The 16,544-nt window shown below is 67.3% G+C and carries 11 protein-coding genes; 7 read left to right on the top strand and 4 right to left on the bottom strand.

What is annotated here, in order from left to right:
* Positions 1–72 precede the first annotated feature (72 nt).
* The 5 genes from glgX to ACFUTU_RS12530 all read left to right on the top strand — a co-directional run bounded on the left by glgX (position 73) and on the right by ACFUTU_RS12530 (position 9,026).
* Positions 73–2,493 carry a glycogen debranching protein GlgX gene (gene glgX / locus ACFUTU_RS12510; protein WP_377964658.1) on the top strand — a complete coding sequence of 807 codons (2,421 nt, stop codon included), beginning with the start codon at positions 73–75 and terminating at the stop codon, positions 2,491–2,493.
* Positions 2,490–4,832: a malto-oligosyltrehalose synthase gene (gene treY / locus ACFUTU_RS12515; protein WP_377964660.1), complete on the top strand. Its 2,343-nt coding sequence runs from the start codon at positions 2,490–2,492 to the stop codon at positions 4,830–4,832. The genes glgX and treY overlap by 4 nt, the downstream gene beginning before the upstream one ends.
* A complete protein-coding gene (gene treZ, locus ACFUTU_RS12520) occupies positions 4,829–6,637 on the top strand; it encodes a malto-oligosyltrehalose trehalohydrolase (RefSeq protein ID WP_377964662.1) in 1,809 nt (602 codons plus the stop codon). Before treY ends, treZ begins: the two co-directional genes overlap by 4 nt.
* 89 nt (positions 6,638–6,726) lie before the next feature.
* Positions 6,727–7,767, top strand: coding sequence for an L-glyceraldehyde 3-phosphate reductase (gene mgrA, locus ACFUTU_RS12525; protein WP_377964664.1), 1,041 nt, complete (start codon positions 6,727–6,729; stop codon positions 7,765–7,767).
* Positions 7,768–7,940: 173 nt separating this feature from the next.
* Entirely contained in the window at positions 7,941–9,026 is a 1,086-nt protein-coding gene (locus ACFUTU_RS12530; protein WP_377964666.1) for an inositol-3-phosphate synthase, read from the top strand.
* A gap of 135 nt (positions 9,027–9,161) precedes the next feature.
* Here the strand turns inward: ACFUTU_RS12530 and ACFUTU_RS12535 are convergent, their stop codons facing one another.
* Positions 9,162–9,833, bottom strand: a complete 672-nt coding sequence (locus tag ACFUTU_RS12535) for a MerR family transcriptional regulator (protein WP_377964668.1) — start codon at positions 9,831–9,833, stop codon at positions 9,162–9,164.
* Positions 9,834–9,883: 50 nt separating this feature from the next.
* On the opposite strand from ACFUTU_RS12535, the gene ACFUTU_RS12540 reads away from it, so the two are divergent.
* Positions 9,884–10,420, top strand: coding sequence for a DUF2306 domain-containing protein (locus tag ACFUTU_RS12540; protein ID WP_377964670.1), 537 nt, complete (start codon positions 9,884–9,886; stop codon positions 10,418–10,420).
* Positions 10,421–10,633: 213 nt separating this feature from the next.
* On the top strand, positions 10,634–11,593 hold the full coding sequence (locus ACFUTU_RS12545; RefSeq protein ID WP_377964672.1) for an endonuclease domain-containing protein: 960 nt from the start codon (positions 10,634–10,636) through the stop codon (positions 11,591–11,593).
* A gap of 264 nt (positions 11,594–11,857) precedes the next feature.
* Here ACFUTU_RS12545 and ACFUTU_RS12550 read toward each other — a convergent pair whose 3' ends face one another.
* From ACFUTU_RS12550 to ACFUTU_RS12560, 3 genes are all read right to left on the bottom strand, one after another.
* Positions 11,858–13,564 carry a formate--tetrahydrofolate ligase gene (locus ACFUTU_RS12550; protein WP_377964674.1) on the bottom strand — a complete coding sequence of 569 codons (1,707 nt, stop codon included), beginning with the start codon at positions 13,562–13,564 and terminating at the stop codon, positions 11,858–11,860.
* A 20-nt stretch (positions 13,565–13,584) separates the two neighbouring features.
* Positions 13,585–14,862 (bottom strand): D-inositol-3-phosphate glycosyltransferase, encoded by a 1,278-nt coding sequence (gene mshA / locus ACFUTU_RS12555; protein WP_377964676.1) that lies wholly within the window; start codon positions 14,860–14,862, stop codon positions 13,585–13,587.
* Positions 14,863–15,047: 185 nt separating this feature from the next.
* The gene (locus ACFUTU_RS12560; protein ID WP_377964678.1) at positions 15,048–16,484 is read right to left on the bottom strand and encodes a 6-phospho-beta-glucosidase; all 1,437 of its coding nucleotides are present in this window, start codon (positions 16,482–16,484) and stop codon (positions 15,048–15,050) included.
* Positions 16,485–16,544 lie beyond the last annotated feature (60 nt).

A 16,544-nucleotide genomic window follows, 5' to 3' on the forward strand; every position in this document is an offset into this window, starting at 1 on the left:
AAGACCAAGTTCCGTGCAGGTAGTACGTGAAGACCTGCCGGACGCAGTGTTGGACGATGTATAGGAGCACGAATGGAAATCTGGCCCGGATCGGCGTACCCGCTGGGAGCCACGTTTGACGGCACGGGAACCAACTTCGCATTGTTCAGCGAGCACGCAGAAAAAGTGGAACTCTGCCTTTTCGACGAGGACGGCACTGAAACCCGGGTAACGCTCCGCGAAGTCGACGGTTACGTGTGGCACTGCTACCTCCCCCAGGTCCAGCCAGGGCAGAAGTACGGCTACCGCGTCCACGGGCCGTACGATCCCGCCAACGGCCAGCGGTTCAACCCGAACAAACTGCTGCTGGACCCCTATGCCAAGGCCATTGCCGGCCAGATCGACTGGGATCCCGCACTGTTCTCCTACAACCTTGGCGATCCTGAATCCAAGAACGACGCCGACTCCGCACCGCACATGATGATGGGCGTGGTCATCAACCCGTTCTTCGACTGGGACAACGACCAGAACCTGCGCATCCCGTACCACAAGTCGGTCATCTACGAAGCCCACGTCAAAGGGCTCACCGAGCTGCACCCCGAGATCCCCGAGGAGCAGCGCGGCACGTACGCCGGCGTGGCGCACCCGGCGGTGATCTCCCACCTGCAGAAGCTGGGTGTCACCGCGATCGAGCTCATGCCCGTGCACCAGTTCGTCAACGACGGCACGCTGCAGGAAAAGGGTCTGAGCAACTACTGGGGCTACAACACCATTGGCTTCTTCGCGCCGCAGAACACCTACAGCTCCACCGGGGACGCCGGCCAGCAGGTCCAGGACTTCAAGGCCATGGTCCGCTCGCTCCACCGCGCCGGCATTGAGGTCATCCTCGACGTCGTCTACAACCACACCGCCGAAGGCAACCACCTCGGGCCCACGCTGAGCTTCAAGGGCATCGACAACGAGGCCTACTACCGGCTGGTCGAGGACGACAAGCAGTACTACATGGACTACACCGGCACGGGCAACACCCTGAACGTCCGCCAGCCGCACTCCCTGCAGCTGCTCATGGACTCGCTGCGCTACTGGGTCACCGAGATGCACGTGGACGGTTTCCGCTTCGACCTTGCCGCCGCTTTGGCCCGCGAGTTCTACGACGTCGACCGGCTCTCCACCTTCTTCGAACTCATCCAGCAGGACCCGGTGGTCTCCCAGGTCAAGCTCATCGCCGAGCCGTGGGACGTCGGTCCCGGCGGCTACCAGGTGGGCAACTTCCCGCCGCAGTGGACGGAGTGGAACGGCAAGTACCGCGACACCGTGCGCGACTTCTGGCGCGGGGAGCCCGCCACGCTCGGTGAGTTCGCCTCGCGGATCACCGGCTCGGCCGACCTCTACGAGCACTCCGGCCGCCGTCCCGTCGCGTCCATCAACTTCGTCACCGCGCACGACGGCTTCACGCTGCGGGACCTGGTGTCCTACAACGAGAAGCACAACGACGCCAACGGTGAGGACAACAAGGACGGCGAATCCCACAACCGGTCCTGGAACTGCGGCGTGGAGGGTCCCACGGACGACGCCAAGGTCCTTGCGCTCCGGGCACGGCAGCAGCGCAACTTCATCGCCACCATGTTGCTTTCCCAGGGCGTGCCGATGATCGCGCACGGCGACGAAATGGGCCGGACCCAGCAGGGCAACAACAACGGGTACTGCCAGGACTCGGAGCTGACCTGGATGAACTGGGACAGCGTGGACCAGCCCCTCATCGAATTCACCGCTGCCGTCAACTCGCTCCGGGCCAAGCATCCGACCTTCCGGCGCAGCCGCTTCTTCGACGGCAGGCCCGTCCGGCGCGGCGAGGGCGAGCGGCTGCCGGACATCGTCTGGCTCGATCCCGACGGCAACCTCATGCAGCCGGAGGACTGGGACAGCGGCTTTGGCCGTTCCGTGGGCATGTTCCTCAACGGCGACGGCATCCAGGGCCATGACGACCGCGGCCGGCGGATCACGGACGTGAACTTCCTGCTGTACTTCAACGCGCACGACGGCGACGTCGAGTTCACGCTGCCGCCGGACGAGTACGCCCCGGCCTGGGACGTCATCATCGACACCGCGGGCGAAGGCGCCGATTCCGAGCCGGCACTTGCGGGCAGCATGCTCTCCGTCGCAGCCAAGTCCCTGGTTGTCCTGCGCGCGCACAGCGCCCCGGAAGAGGAGCCGGACCACTCGGTGGCGGCCTCGCTCGCGGCGCTGACCCAGACGGCCACCGCCGAGACCGCGGCGCTTACTGCACCCGCCGTTCCCGAACCGGCCAAGACGAAGAAGCAGGACCCTCAGCTGGGGAAGGCACCCGAGCCTGCGAAGGCTGAAACCGAACAGGCCGAGGAGGAGCCGGGCGACCGGCCGGCGTCCGCCGCAGAGCAGGCGGCGGAGCAGCCGGCCGAGACTCCAACGGGCAAGCCGGCAGGGAAACGCACCGGCACCTCGAAGGCGGCCAAGCCCGCAGGGGAGGACGCATGAGAACGCCAGTCTCCACCTACCGGCTGCAGATCCGGAAGGGCTTCACGCTCTTCGACGCCGCCGAAACCGTGCCGTACTTGCGCTCGCTCGGCGTCGACTGGGTCTACCTCTCGCCGGTCCTGACCGCCGAGCAGGGGTCCGACCACGGGTATGACGTCACCGATCCCTCCGCCGTCGACCCCGAGCGCGGCGGCCCGGAGGGCCTGGCGGCCCTTTCCAAGGCGGCCCGCGCCGCGGGCATGGGCGTCCTGATCGACATCGTGCCCAACCATGTCGGCGTCGCGACGCCGGTCCAGAATCCCTGGTGGTGGTCCCTGCTCAAGGAGGGGCGGCAGTCCCGCCACGCTGAAGCGTTCGACGTCGACTGGGACCTCGGCGGCGGGCGCATCAGGCTCCCGATCCTGGCCAGCGACGACGACCTCGACCAGCTCGAGATCAGGGACGGCGAGCTGCGGTACTACGACCACCGCTTCCCGCTGGCCGACGGCACCTACACCGAGGGCGATTCGCCGCGGGATGTCCATGACCGGCAGCACTACGAACTAATGGGCTGGCGGCGTGCGGACAACGAGCTGAATTACCGCCGCTTCTTCGCCGTGAACACGCTCGCCGGCGTCCGCGTTGAACTCCCGGCCGTTTTCGACGAGGCACACCAGGAAGTGGTGCGCTGGTTCCGGGACGGCCTCGCGGACGGCCTCCGGATCGACCACCCGGACGGACTGGCCGACCCCGAGGGGTACCTGAAGCGGCTCCGCGAAGCCACCGGCGGCGCCTACCTCCTGATCGAAAAGATCCTCGAGCCGGGGGAAGAGCTGCCGGCCAGCTTCGAATGCGAAGGCACCACCGGCTACGACGCCCTCGCCGACGTCGACCGCGTGTTCGTCGACCCGCGCGGCCAGGAGCCGCTGGACCGGCTGGACGCGTCGCTCCGCGGCGGCGAGCCTGCCGACTATGAGGACATGATCCGCGGAACCAAGCGCCGGATCACCGACGGCATCCTCCACTCGGAGATCCTGCGGCTGGGCCGGCTGGTTCCGGCCGATGCCGGATTGTCCCTGGACGCCGCGGCAGACGCCATTGCCGAGATCATCGCCGCGTTCCCGGTCTACCGCACCTACCTGCCGGAGGGAGCGGACGTCTTGAAGGAGGCCTGCGAGCTGGCGGCCCGGCGGCGGCCGGAGCTGGACCAGACCATCCAGGTGCTGCAGCCGCTCCTGCTCGACACCGACCTGGAGCTGGCCAGGCGCTTCCAGCAGACCTCGGGGATGGTCATGGCCAAGGGCGTGGAGGACACCGCGTTCTTCCGCTTCAACCGCCTGGGCACGCTCACGGAAGTGGGCGCCGACCCCACCGAGTTCTCAGTGGAGCCGGACGAGTTCCATGCCCGGATGGCCCGCCGGCAGGCCGAGCTCCCGTTGTCCATGACAACGCTCAGCACGCACGACACCAAGCGCAGCGAGGACACCCGGGCCCGGATCTCGGTCATCTCCGAGGTTGCCGGCGAATGGGAAAAGGCATTGGGCCGGCTGCAGGAGCTGGCCCCGCTGCCCGACGGCCCGCTGTCGGCGCTGCTTTGGCAGGCGATCGCCGGTGCCTGGCCCGCCAGCCGGGAACGCCTCCAGTACTACGCAATGAAGGCCGCGCGCGAAGCCGGGAACTCGACCAACTGGACCGATCCGGATCCCGCGTTCGAGGAGAAGCTGACCGCGGCCGTCGACGCTGTGTTCGACAACCCCGCTGTGCAGGCCGAGGTGGAAGCCCTCGTGGAAATCCTGGAGCCGCACGGCGCCTCGAATTCACTGTCGGCCAAGCTCGTGCAGCTGACCATGCCCGGCGTTCCGGACGTCTACCAGGGCACCGAGTTCTGGGACCGGTCGCTGACCGACCCGGACAACCGGCGGCCGTTCAGCTTTGATGACCGCCGCGCCGCCCTGGAGCAGCTGGACGCCGGCGAGCTGCCGCCGTCGTTCACTGACCAGGCCGCCAAGCTGCTGGTGACCTCACGGGCGCTGCGCCTGCGCCGCGACCGGCCCGAGCTCTTCACGGGCTACAGCCCGGTTCAGGCCAGCGGCCCCGCCGCCGGGCACCTGCTCGGCTTCGCCCGCGGCACCGCAGCGGCGCCGGGGGCGGTGACCCTGGCCACCCGGCTTCCCCACGGACTGGAGCAGTCGGGCGGGTGGCGGGAGACCGCCGTCGAACTTAACACAGCCATGAAGGACGCGCTGACCGGTGCCGGCTTCGGGCCGGGGAGCGTGAGGGTGGCCGACATTTTCCGCAGGTACCCCGTGGCGCTGCTGGTGCCGCAGACAGCAGTGATGCCGACAGGAGGAGAATCATGACGCACACAGGCCAGGCAACCTATCCGCGTGAAGCGGCGAAGCCCGTCCAGGGCCCGGAGCGCTTCGACGTCTGGGCGCCCGAGGCCAAAACCGTGACCCTGCTGGCCAACGGAGAGCGGTACGCCATGCAGCCACGGACCGGCACCGGGCCGGAGGACGGCGGCTGGTGGACAGCTCCCGAGGCGCCCGCCAGCGGCGACGCGGATTACGGGTACCTGCTGGATGGCGACGAAACACCGCTTCCGGACCCGCGGACCCGGCGCCAGCCCGACGGCGTCCACGCCCTGTCCCGCACCTTCGACCCCGGCGCACACCAGTGGCAGGAGGACGGGTGGCAGGGCCGGGAACTGCAGGGTGCCGTCATCTACGAGCTGCACCTCGGGACGTTCACGCCCGAAGGCACGCTCGACGCCGCCGCCGGCAAGCTGGACTACCTGGCAGGGCTGGGCGTGGACTTCATTGAGCTGCTGCCGGTGAACGCGTTCAATGGCACGCACAACTGGGGCTACGACGGCGTGCAGTGGTTCGCCGTGCACGAGGCATACGGCGGACCGGAAGCGTACCAGCGGTTCGTGGACTCGGCCCACGCCGCCGGCCTTGGCGTGATCCAGGACGTGGTCTACAACCACCTCGGTCCCAGCGGAAACTACCTGCCCCGGTTCGGGCCCTACCTCAAGCACGGCGAGGGAAACACGTGGGGCGACTCCGTGAACCTGGACGGGGACGGGTCCGACCATGTGCGCCGGTACATCCTGGACAACCTGGCCATGTGGCTGCGCGACTACCGGGTGGACGGCCTGCGCCTGGACGCCGTGCACGCCCTCAAGGACGAGCGCGCCGTCCATATCCTGGAGGACTTCGGGGCGCTGGCGGACCAGATCTCCGCGGAGGTGGGGCGGCCGCTGACGCTCATTGCCGAGTCGGACCTCAACAACCCGCGGCTGCTGTACCCGCGGGACGTCAACGGCTACGGGCTGGAAGGGCAGTGGAGCGACGACTTCCACCACGCCGTCCACGTCAACGTCACGGGAGAAACCACCGGCTATTACAGCGACTTCGATTCGCTCGCCGCCCTCGCCAAGGTACTCCGGGATGGCTTCTTCCACGACGGCAGCTACTCCAGCTTCCGCGGCCGGCACCACGGCAGGCCGATTAATTTTGGTGCCGTCCACCCCGCCGCCCTGGTGGTCTGCTCACAGAACCACGACCAGATCGGCAACCGCGCCACGGGGGACCGGCTCTCCCAGACCCTGCCGTACGGCAGCCTGGCGCTGGCCGCCGTGCTGACCCTGACCGGCCCGTTCACGCCCATGCTGTTCATGGGCGAGGAGTACGGGGCCAGCACGCCGTGGCAGTTCTTCACCTCGCACCCGGAACCGGAGCTCGGCAAGGCAACCGCGGAAGGCCGCATCAAGGAGTTCGAGCGCATGGGGTGGGATCCCGCCGTCGTGCCCGATCCGCAGGATCCGGAGACCTTCCGCCGCTCCAAGCTGAACTGGGCCGAGGCCGCCGACGGCGACCACGCGCGGCTGCTGGAGCTGTACCGGTCGCTGACGGCCCTGCGCCGCTCCACGCCGGATCTCACCAAGCTGGGCTTCGAGGACACCCAGGTGGAGTTCGACGAGGGCGCCCGCTGGCTGCGGTTCCGGCGCGGCGGCGTGCAGGTGCTGCTCAACTTCTCGGAGCGGCCGGTGGGCCTGGACGGCGCGGGCAGGGCCCTGCTGCTGGCCACCGACGACACCGTCCGGTTGGAAGGCGAGCGTGCGGAGCTCGGCCCGCTGAGTGCCGCCGTCGTCAGCGACTGATCTGACTGGGTAGGGGAGGCGTCCACCGCCGGTGACCGGATGGTGGACGCCCGCCCCGCGGGCAGGGCGGGACTGGCAGGATGGAGCGCATGACTTATGTGGCCCCGGACACCCGCTACGACACCATGCCCTACCGCCGCGTCGGACGCAGCGGCCTGAAACTGCCGGCCATCTCGCTGGGCTTGTGGCACAACTTCGGTGACGACAAGCGCTTCGACGAACAGCGCGCCATCCTGCGCCGCGCCTTCGACCTCGGCGTCAACCACTTCGATCTTGCCAACAACTACGGGCCGCCGGATGGGTCCGCTGAAACGAACTTCGGCCGCCACCTGCAGGACGATTTCAAGCCTTACCGCGACGAGCTGGTGATCTCGACCAAGGCCGGCTACTACATGTGGCCCGGCCCGTACGGCGAATGGGGTTCCCGGAAGTACCTGATCTCCAGCCTGGACCAGTCCCTACAGCGGATGGGCCTGGACTACGTGGACATCTTCTACAGCCACCGCCCTGATCCGGAGACGCCCCTTGAGGAGACCATGGGCGCGCTGGACTATGCGGTCCGGTCGGGCAAGGCCCTGTATGCGGGCATCTCCTCCTACACCCCGGAGCAGACGCTCGAGGCCGCCCGCATCCTGAAGGAACTCGGCACTCCGCTGCTCATCCACCAGCCCAGCTACTCCATGCTGAACCGCTGGACCGAAGACGGTTCGCCCAACCTGTATGAGGTGCTGGACCAGGTGGGTGCCGGCTCCATCGCGTTCTCGCCGCTGGCCCAGGGCATGCTGACCGACCGTTACCTCAACGGCGTGCCGGCCGACTCCCGCGCCGCGAAGGCACGGTTCCTGTCCGAATCGGCTTTGACGGAGGACAAGCTGGAGCGGGTGCGCGGGCTGAACGCCATCGCCGCCGGCCGCGGCCAGTCACTGGCGCAAATGGCGATCGCCTGGATCCTGCGGGACCAGCCGAAGGGCTCGCCGGTGACCTCCGCGCTTGTCGGGGCCTCCAGCGTCCGGCAGCTCGAAGACACCCTGGCGGCCATCAACAACCTTGAGTTCAGCGGCGAGGAGCTGACGGCGATCGACGAGTTCGCCGTCGAATCCGACATCAATCTCTGGGCGCAGCGGGTCTGAACCCAGGGCAACAGCAGCGGCACGTAATCAAGCGGCCGGGGACGGCGGGAACAAAGCCGGCCCCGGCTGCGTTTGGTTACACTGATAAGCGCGCCACGTGGCGCGGTGCCCGTCAGACGCCGTCGTACAGACTTACGCGCAGGGCACATGAAGTTTGTTCTCAAAGGAGTTCCGTGTCTGCAAATCCGATTCGTGTAGCTATCGTCGGCGTGGGCAACTGTGCCGCTTCGCTGGTTCAGGGTGTCCATTACTACCGGGATGCCGACCCCCAGGCCACGATTCCGGGTCTGATGCACGTGGAGTTCGGCAAGTACCACGTCAATGATGTGCAGTTCGTTGCCGCGTTCGATGTGGACGGCAAGAAGGTCGGTCACGACCTGGCCGACGCGATCCTGGCCAGCGAGAACAACACGATCAAGCTGGCCGAGGTCCCGCCGACCGGCGTGACGGTGCAGCGCGGACACACCCTGGACGGGTTGGGCCGGTACTACCTGGAGACCATCGAGCAGTCCACCGAGGAGCCGGTTGACGTGGTCCAGGCCCTGAAGGACGCGCAGGTTGACGTGATGGTCTGCTACCTGCCGGTCGGTTCCCAGGAAGCGGCCGAGTTCTACGCCCAGGCCGCGATCGACGCCGGCGTGGCGTTCGTGAACGCGCTCCCGGTGTTCATTGCCGGCACCAAGGAATGGGCGGACAAGTTCACCGCCGCCGGCGTGCCGATCGTGGGCGATGACATTAAGAGCCAGATCGGTGCCACGATCACGCACCGCGTCATGGCGAAGCTGTTCGAAGACCGCGGCGTGACCCTGGACCGGACGTACCAGCTGAACGTCGGCGGCAACATGGACTTCAAGAACATGCTCGAGCGCGACCGCCTCGAATCCAAGAAGATCTCCAAGACCCAGGCCGTGACCTCCAACGTGGAGGCGGAGCTGTCCGCGAAGGACGTGCACATCGGCCCGTCCGACTACGTGCAGTGGCTGGATGACCGCAAGTGGGCCTTCGTGCGCCTGGAGGGCCGGAACTTCGGTGACGCGCCGGTGTCGCTGGAGTACAAGCTGGAGGTGTGGGACTCGCCGAACTCGGCCGGTGTGATCATCGATGCGATCCGTGCGGCGAAGATCGGCCTGGACCGGGGCATCGGCGGTCCGCTGCTCTCGGCGTCGAGCTACTTCATGAAGTCCCCGCCGGAGCAGTTCAACGACGACCTCGCCCGCGAAAAGGTCGAAGCCTTCATCCGCGGCGACCTCGACCGCTAAAACACCCTTCCTCACCTCCCGCAGGTTCTAACCGGACGCGTCCTCAGATCCTGCCGGGTTCGATAGGACCCTTCCTCAGATCCTGTCGGGTTTGACGCGATGCTTCCTCACCTTCGGGTGGGGGAGCATCGTGCGTTAAGCCTCGTTTTCGTAGCGCCGGATCGCGTGGCTTGCATGCGCAAGTGCCAGCAGCTTCAGGACCAGCTGGCCGTGCAGGTGCATGCCGACCGCCGCCGTCATGATCAGCTGGTTGATATCGTCCGGCGCCGTTGTGGCGGAAATGTTCACGGCTGCGATGGAATCCACCGCCCGGCTGTAGGCGTCGAGCAGCTCGTTGTCGGCAGGTACGCCGAGACTTTCCATGAGGGTCAGATGCGCGTTGAGGGCATTCCGGGCGTCACTCGGCACGTCCGGCCAGTTCCGAAAGCGGACGACGGCGTCACCGCCCGGCGTCCGCAGGTCATCGTGCTCTGAGCTCACCTCATCAAGGCTCAGTACAGTGCGCTGGACGGCGGCCAGAAGCTCAAGGCGCGGTGCGCCGCCGTCGGCCATTTTGAGCAGCGAACTGATCTTGGCGAGGGGAAGCCCGACGACGTGCCGCAGCGCTTGGATAAGTTCCAGCCGGCTCACATGATGTTCTGAATACTCTGCGCGGGTCGCGTGAACGGATCGGCCCGCCGGCAGCAGTCCTTCCCGGAGGTAGAACTTGATGCTGGCAGGGGAGACCCCCGCCCGCTCGCTCAGTTCCTTCAGCTGCATGCCTGCCCCGTTCCCTGCGGCAACAAGCCCGTTGGATAGCTGTTGCACCGGTCGCTATCTTGATTTACAACATTGGATAGTGCTCCTATCCTAGGCCTATGGAGCCTTGGAACGTACTACTCGCCAGCCACGTCATTGCCGCGCTCTTCGTCCTCGCCATTGGCCCCGTCCAAATCTTTCGGCGGCGCCGTGACCGCATCCACCGCACCATGGGACATCTGTGGGTTTCAGCGATGTACTACGTCTGCTTCAGCAGCTTCTGGATCGTCAGTGACGGGCATTTCAGTTGGCTACACGGTCTGTCTGCATTCACGATCGTCACCGTCACACTCGGGCTGGTCAGCGCGGTGCGGCGGAACATCCCGGCGCACCGGGGAAACATGATCGGCAGCTACGTTGGCATCGCCGTGGCCTTCGGCTTCGCCGTCTCGGTGCCGGGCCGCGCGATTCCGCGGCTCCTGGCCGAGGACCTCCCGACGGCCCTGTTCGTTGCCGTGTTGGTGGCGGCCAGCGTCGCCGTCGTTTTCGTTTCGCTGCGACGTGGTGAGGGAAGGGGCATCCGAGAAACGCGGCGAAAGTCCGGCCCGTCCGTCACGGCGGCATCCCCGGCACACACCAGCGCGAGCCCCAAGTAAGACGCTTCCTCACCTTTCGTCGCTTCAGCCCGGACGCGTCCTCACGTTTGGTCGCTTCGGTCGGGACGCTTCCTCACCTTTCGTCGCTTCAGTCCGGACGCGTCCTCACCTTTGGTTGCTTCAAAGCGGAACCCTTCCTCACCTTCCGTCGGCGTATCTCCGTGCCTGTGGATAACTTCTGCGGGGCAGGCTTGTTTCGAGCAACAATGCCATATGCAACCACGTACCGATCTCCCTCCCAGCCTGGTCTCGGCTCCTTTCACATTGGGCACTGCCAAGGCCTCCGGAATTCCACCAAACAGACTGCGACGGGCCGACGTCGGGCATGTAAGCCGCGAACTGTACCGCCCGGCTGGCTGGAGCTTCGAGCTTGAGGCGGCAGCGCGCGCCCTTTCGGAAGCTTCCCCCGGCGCTTGGATTTCGCACGTCACCGCGGCACGGATTCGAAGCCAAATTCTGCAGGCGTGGCTGGCAGATTCGAACGAGTTGCATCTGAGCAAACCCGATGGCCTGCCGGAAGTGAGGCGAAGAGGGGTGATCGGGCACTCGGTGTTGGTATTCGAGGACGAGATTGAAATTGTCGACGGCATCCGAATCAGCAGCAGGTCGCGCACGTGGTTGGATATGGCGAGGCGGCTGTCAGAGAGCGAACTGGTCTGCATGGGCGACGAGCTCATCCGCGTCCCCAGAGTGGAATTCGAAGGCCGTACCCGGCCGTTCGACACAGTGGAGGGATTGTGCTTGCTCGTCGCCCGACACCCGAATCTCCAGGGTGTGGTCCGGGCGCGCGCCGCGATCGATCGAATGCGCGTTGGAGCGGATTCCGCCCCTGAGTCGCTGCTTCGCTTGGCGATGGAGGACGCCGGCCTCCCGGAGCCTGAACTGCAAGTGGCCCTGAGGAAGAACGACGCCGCCGGGCCCACCGCCGATCTTGGCTATCGGCATCGGCGCTTGGCAATCCAGTACGACGGCGAACATCACCTTCATGAGGCCCAGATCTTCAGCGACAAGCGGCGCAATAAAGCGTTTGAGGCTGCAGGGTGGACCGTTTTGGTGTTCGGCAAGAAGGATTTCGCCGATTGCTTCGATGGGGCCATTCGCCAGATCAAGCGAGCCCTGCGAACGAGCCGGCTGGACCATCCTCAGGCGTCCGGATTCGCCGATGCGCTCTGAGGAAGGGTTGGCCGGTACCCGACCAAAGGTGAGGAAGGGTTGGCCGGTACCCGACCAAAGGTGAGGAAGGGTTGGCCGGTACCCGACCAAAGGTGAGGAAGGGTTGGCCGGTACCCGACCAAAGGTGAGGAAGGGTGCGAAGGGAGGCAGCGGGAGGTGAGGAAGGGTTGGTCCGGAGGCGACCAAAGGTGAGGAAGGGTTGGTCCGTACCCGACCAAAGGTGAGGAAGGGTGTGAAGGGAGGCGACGAGAGGTGAGGAAGGGGTTAGAAGAGGCCGACGGGGTTGCCGGCTTCGTCCACGTCCATCCGCATGGCTGCGGGAACGGCTGGGAGGCCGGGCATGGTCATCACAGCTCCGGTCAGGGCCACAATGAAGCCGGCGCCGGTCTTGGGAATGAGGTCGCGGACGTGGATGGTGAATCCCTTGGGTGCCCCCAGCTTCGAGGCGTCGTCGGTGAACGAGTACTGGGTTTTCGCCATGCAGACCGGCAGCCCGGACCAGCCGTTCCGCTCGATGTCCGCCAGCCGACGCAGTGCGGGCACTGAAAAGTCCACGCCGTCGGCGCCGTAGATTTCCTGGACGATGGTGCGGATCTTGTCCTCCACGGGCATGTCCAGCGGGTAGAGATGCCGGAACGAGGACGGCCCGTTCACCGCGCCGGCGACTTTGGCGGCCAGCTCATCGCCGCCGTCGCCGCCCCCGCCCCGGCCCCAGATGTCGGCCACCGCGGCCTGGATACCCTCGCCGGCACACCAGCCGAGCAGCCAGCCGAGCTCCTCGCGGGTGTCGGAGGGGAACTTGTTGATCGCCACCACCGGCGTCACCCCGAACCGCTCCACGTTCCGGACATGGCGGCGCAGGTTGGCCACCCCGGCCGCGATGGCCTCCACGTTGGGTTCGTTCAACCGGTTCTTGGCCACCCCGCCGTGCATTTTGAGCGCGCGCACGGTGGCCACCACCACGACGGCGGCAGGCGCCACATCCGCGATCCGCGCCTTGATGTCCATGAACTTTTCGGCGCCGAGGTCCGCCCCGAACCCCGCCTCCGTGACCACGATGTCTGCCAGCCGGCGGGCGGTCTGCGTGGCGATCAGGGAGTTGCAGCCGTGGGCGATGTTCGCGAACGGTCCGCCATGGACCAGCGCGGGGGTGCCGGCGATCGTCTGGACGAGGTTCGGCTTGATCGCGTCCTTGAGCAGCAGCGTCAGCGCGCCCTGTACGCCCAGGTCCGCCACGGTGACAGGCGTCCGGTCGTACGTGTAGCCGAAGGTGATCCGGCCCAGCCGGTCACGCAGGTCGGCGACGTCCGTGGCCAGGCAAAAGACGGCCATGATCTCAGAGGCGACGGTGATGTCGAAGCCGTCCTGCCGCGGCACCCCCTGGCTGGGGCCGCCCAGCCCGATGACCACCTCGCGAAGCGCGCGGTCATTCATGTCCAGAACGCGCTTGAAGGTCATCCGGCGCGGATCGATGTTCAGTTCGTTGCCCTGGTAGATGTGGTTGTCCACGAGGGCCATGAGGGCATTGTTGGCCGACGTGATGGCATGGAAGTCGCCGGTGAAGTGCAGGTTGATCTCGTCCATGGGCAGCACCTGGGACAGTCCGCCGCCGGTGGCCCCGCCCTTCATGCCGAGGATGGGTCCGAGCGAAGGCTCCCGCAGCGCCACCATGACCTTGTGGCCCGCCCGGGCGAGGGAGTCCGCCAGACCCACGGTGGTGGTCGATTTCCCTTCCCCGGCGGGCGTGGGCGACATCGCCGAAACCAGGACCACCTTTCCCGCGGGCGCCGGGGCGGACAGCTTGGCGGGATCGATCTTGGCCTTGTGCCGGCCGTAGTGCTCCACTGCCTCGGGGTCGATGCCCGCGGCCGCGGCGATGTCCTCGATGGGCTGCAGCACTGCCCGGCGGGCAATGTCCAGGTCGCTCAGGGGCGTGGTGCCGGTACCGCTCGGGGGAGTGCTGTCAGACATCGTTGTCCTTTCAGTGGTGCTTATCCGGTGAGCCGTGACCCGTAGACGGCGGCCATGGGGTGGCTGGAGGCGTGTTCGTCGACGGCGGCATGGTAGCTGTCGAGGGTGATGCCGGCGGTCCGTTGCCAGCCGGAGTTTGCGGCGTGGATGGCTGCGGCGGTGCCCATGTTGCGGCGGGTGTCGGGGTCGTCGTGGAGCGCTTCGATGGCGTCGGCCCAGTCGGAGGCATGGTGTCCGTTGACGAGCAGGCCGGTGCGCCCGTGGCTGACGGCACGGGTGAGGCCGCCCACGCGGGTGGCAATCACGGGGGTGCCGCAGGCCTGGGCTTCGAGGGCGACGAGGCCGAACGATTCGCTGAAGGAGGGCATGGCGACGACGTCGGCAGCGCGGAACCAGCCGGCCAGCTCGGGTGCGCTGACGGGCGGGCGGTGGGTCACGACGTCGTCCAGCCCCGCCGCGCTGACAAGGGACGAAAGGTTGAAGTCCTTGGCGCCGCTGAGGGCGCCGAGGATGGTCAGTTTCAGGTTGATGTCCGGGCGGCGCCGGCGGAGCAGGGCGGCGGCATTGACCAGGATCTGCGGCCCCTTGAGCCGCTGGATCCGGCCGGCGAACAGGAGATGGAAGGCGTTCGGGCTGATGCCGTGGGCGGCGCGGGAGGCGGCGCGGAACGCCGGCGTGAAGACCGAGAGGTCGACGCCGGGCGGAGCGACGTCGATGTGGTCGTAATCGGCGCCGTAGTGGGAAACCAGTTCGGCGGCTTCTGCGGTGGTGTTGGCGATCAGGCGGGTGGCGCCGTCGACGATGCGGTGTTCACCGTCCTCGCGGCGCCGGGGTTCGGGCGGTTCACCGGAGTGCAGGAGGAGGTTTTTGACCTTGGCCATGGTGTGCATGGTGTGCACGAGCGGAACGTTCCAGAGGCCGGAGAGCTCGAGGCCGGCGACGCCGGAGACCCAGTAGTGGGAGTGGATGACGTCGTAGCGGCCGTGGGGCTGCTGGGCCCGGATGCGTTCGATCTCGGCCACCATGCTGTGCAGCAGTTCCGGCAGTTCCTCTTTGGGGAGTTTGCGGGGCGGGCCGGCCATGACGTTGTGGACGCAAACGCCTGGGTCCGGGTGTTCCACCGCGGGCTGTCCGGCGGAGGTGGAGCGGGTGAAGATTTCCACCTCGATGCCGGTCTCGGCCAGGGCGGAGGCGAGGCCGCGGATGTAGACGTTCATGCCGCCGGCATCCCCGGAACCGGGCTGCTCCATGGGGGAGGTGTGCAGGGACAGGAAAGCCACTCGCTTGATCACAGACATGGCCCTCCCTCCTCTCCGTGCTGCCGGGACTGCATCGACTAAAACACTACTCCTGAACCGTCTGCGCGGCCGCGGCAAGAGGGCTGCTGATCGCATGGCGGACCGGGAGCCAACCAGAAGGGCGGCAGCGGATGTAGCACGTGCAGGTTAAATCCCCGGTGCGCCAGGGCAGCCGCGAAACCCGCTCAGCGGCGCCACAGCCCTGCCAATCCGGGAAATGCGGCTTCGTAGCCCGTGAGCAGCGCGCCCGCCAGCTCATCCGAGTCCACCAGGGGATGCCCTGCGAAGGCCTGCAGCGCCGCATCACGGTCACCTGCAGTTGCTGCGCGGACCGTGAGCAGTTCCACATTCTTGACCCGCCGCAACAGATCCAGCTGCGCTGCAGCCGGCCTGTCCTGCGGCTTTGGTGCCGCCCCCTCCGGCGTGACCGTGCAGGGAACTTCGACGACGGCGTCCGCCGGCAGTCCGGGAATCGCGGCCCGGGTGCCGCCAGGGTCGGGCGAAGAGCGCCCGGCGGAGTTGGGCGTATTGAGGATCAGTTCGACGCCCGTCCCTTCAGCAAAGCCGGCCACCGCCCGCATCACCGCGAGTGCCACCTGCTCGTAGCCGCCGCCGGCGAGGTCCTCGGCGTGCCGTGCCTCGCCGCCGGTCCTGGCTTCGGCCAGGTACCCCTCTTCGCGCGACAGCCGCGCCGCCTCCCACAGGCTGTACGCGTTCTGCCCCGCGGCGGCAAGCCGCGGATACAGCTCCGCCTGCTGGCCGTGGATCGATTCCCCGCGGGTCTGCGCCATGGCCCGCATCCCCGCCGCCGCGCGCGCCGCCCCGTAGTAGTAGAACAGGTACTCATTCGGCAGCAGCCCCAGATCGCGCAGGAATGGCTGCGGAAACAGCCTGCCCTCCTCGAAGCCGGCCAGGGCATCCGGATCCGCCAGCAGGCCGGGTAGGAGATCCCGGCCGTCGCGCTCCAGCCGGTAGAGCCAGCCGAGATGGTTCAGCCCAAAGTAGCCCACGCCGTCGAGCTTTCCCGGGGGCAGCGGCACACCAGCAGCGCGGGCGGCCCGGTGCACCAGGGCGCTCGCCGAGTCACAGATGCCGATCACTTTCCGGCCCAGCACCGGAACCAGCGCCTCGGTGACCATTCCGGCGGGATTGGTGAAGTTGATCAGCCAGGCGTCGGGGCAGTGTGTCCGCATGCCCGTGGCCAGCTCCAGCATTGCCGGAATGGACCGCAGCGCGTAGGAGATGCCGCCGGCGCCGGTGGTCTCCTGCCCCAACAGCCCGAGATCCCGGGGCACCCGCTCGTCGGCAACTCGGCCTGCCGTTCCGCCCGGGCGGATGGCGGCGAACACGATGTCCGTCCCGCTCAGGGCGCGGGGGAGGGACGTTGTGGAGGTCACCGCCGGCGGACTCCAGCGGGAACGGCCGACGGCGGGACTTCCGTCCGGAGGCGCGGCCACTTTCGTAGACATGGACTTTAGAACGGCCTCGATGGCGGCGAGCCGGCCGGCGTCGACATCGAACAGCACGACCTCGTTCACCAGGCCGGCGTAGGGCCCGGAAGAGAGGGCACGGTAAACGAGGGGAACCCGGAACCCGCCGCCGCCGGCGATCATGAGCCGCATGGCAGGAGTCTATGCGCAGCAGCCGGCAACGCGGCCGGAGTGGCTGCCCGGAAGGCACCG

The organism is Arthrobacter sp. NPDC057388 (genome assembly GCF_042668165.1).
Lineage (GTDB): Bacteria > Actinomycetota > Actinomycetes > Actinomycetales > Micrococcaceae > Arthrobacter.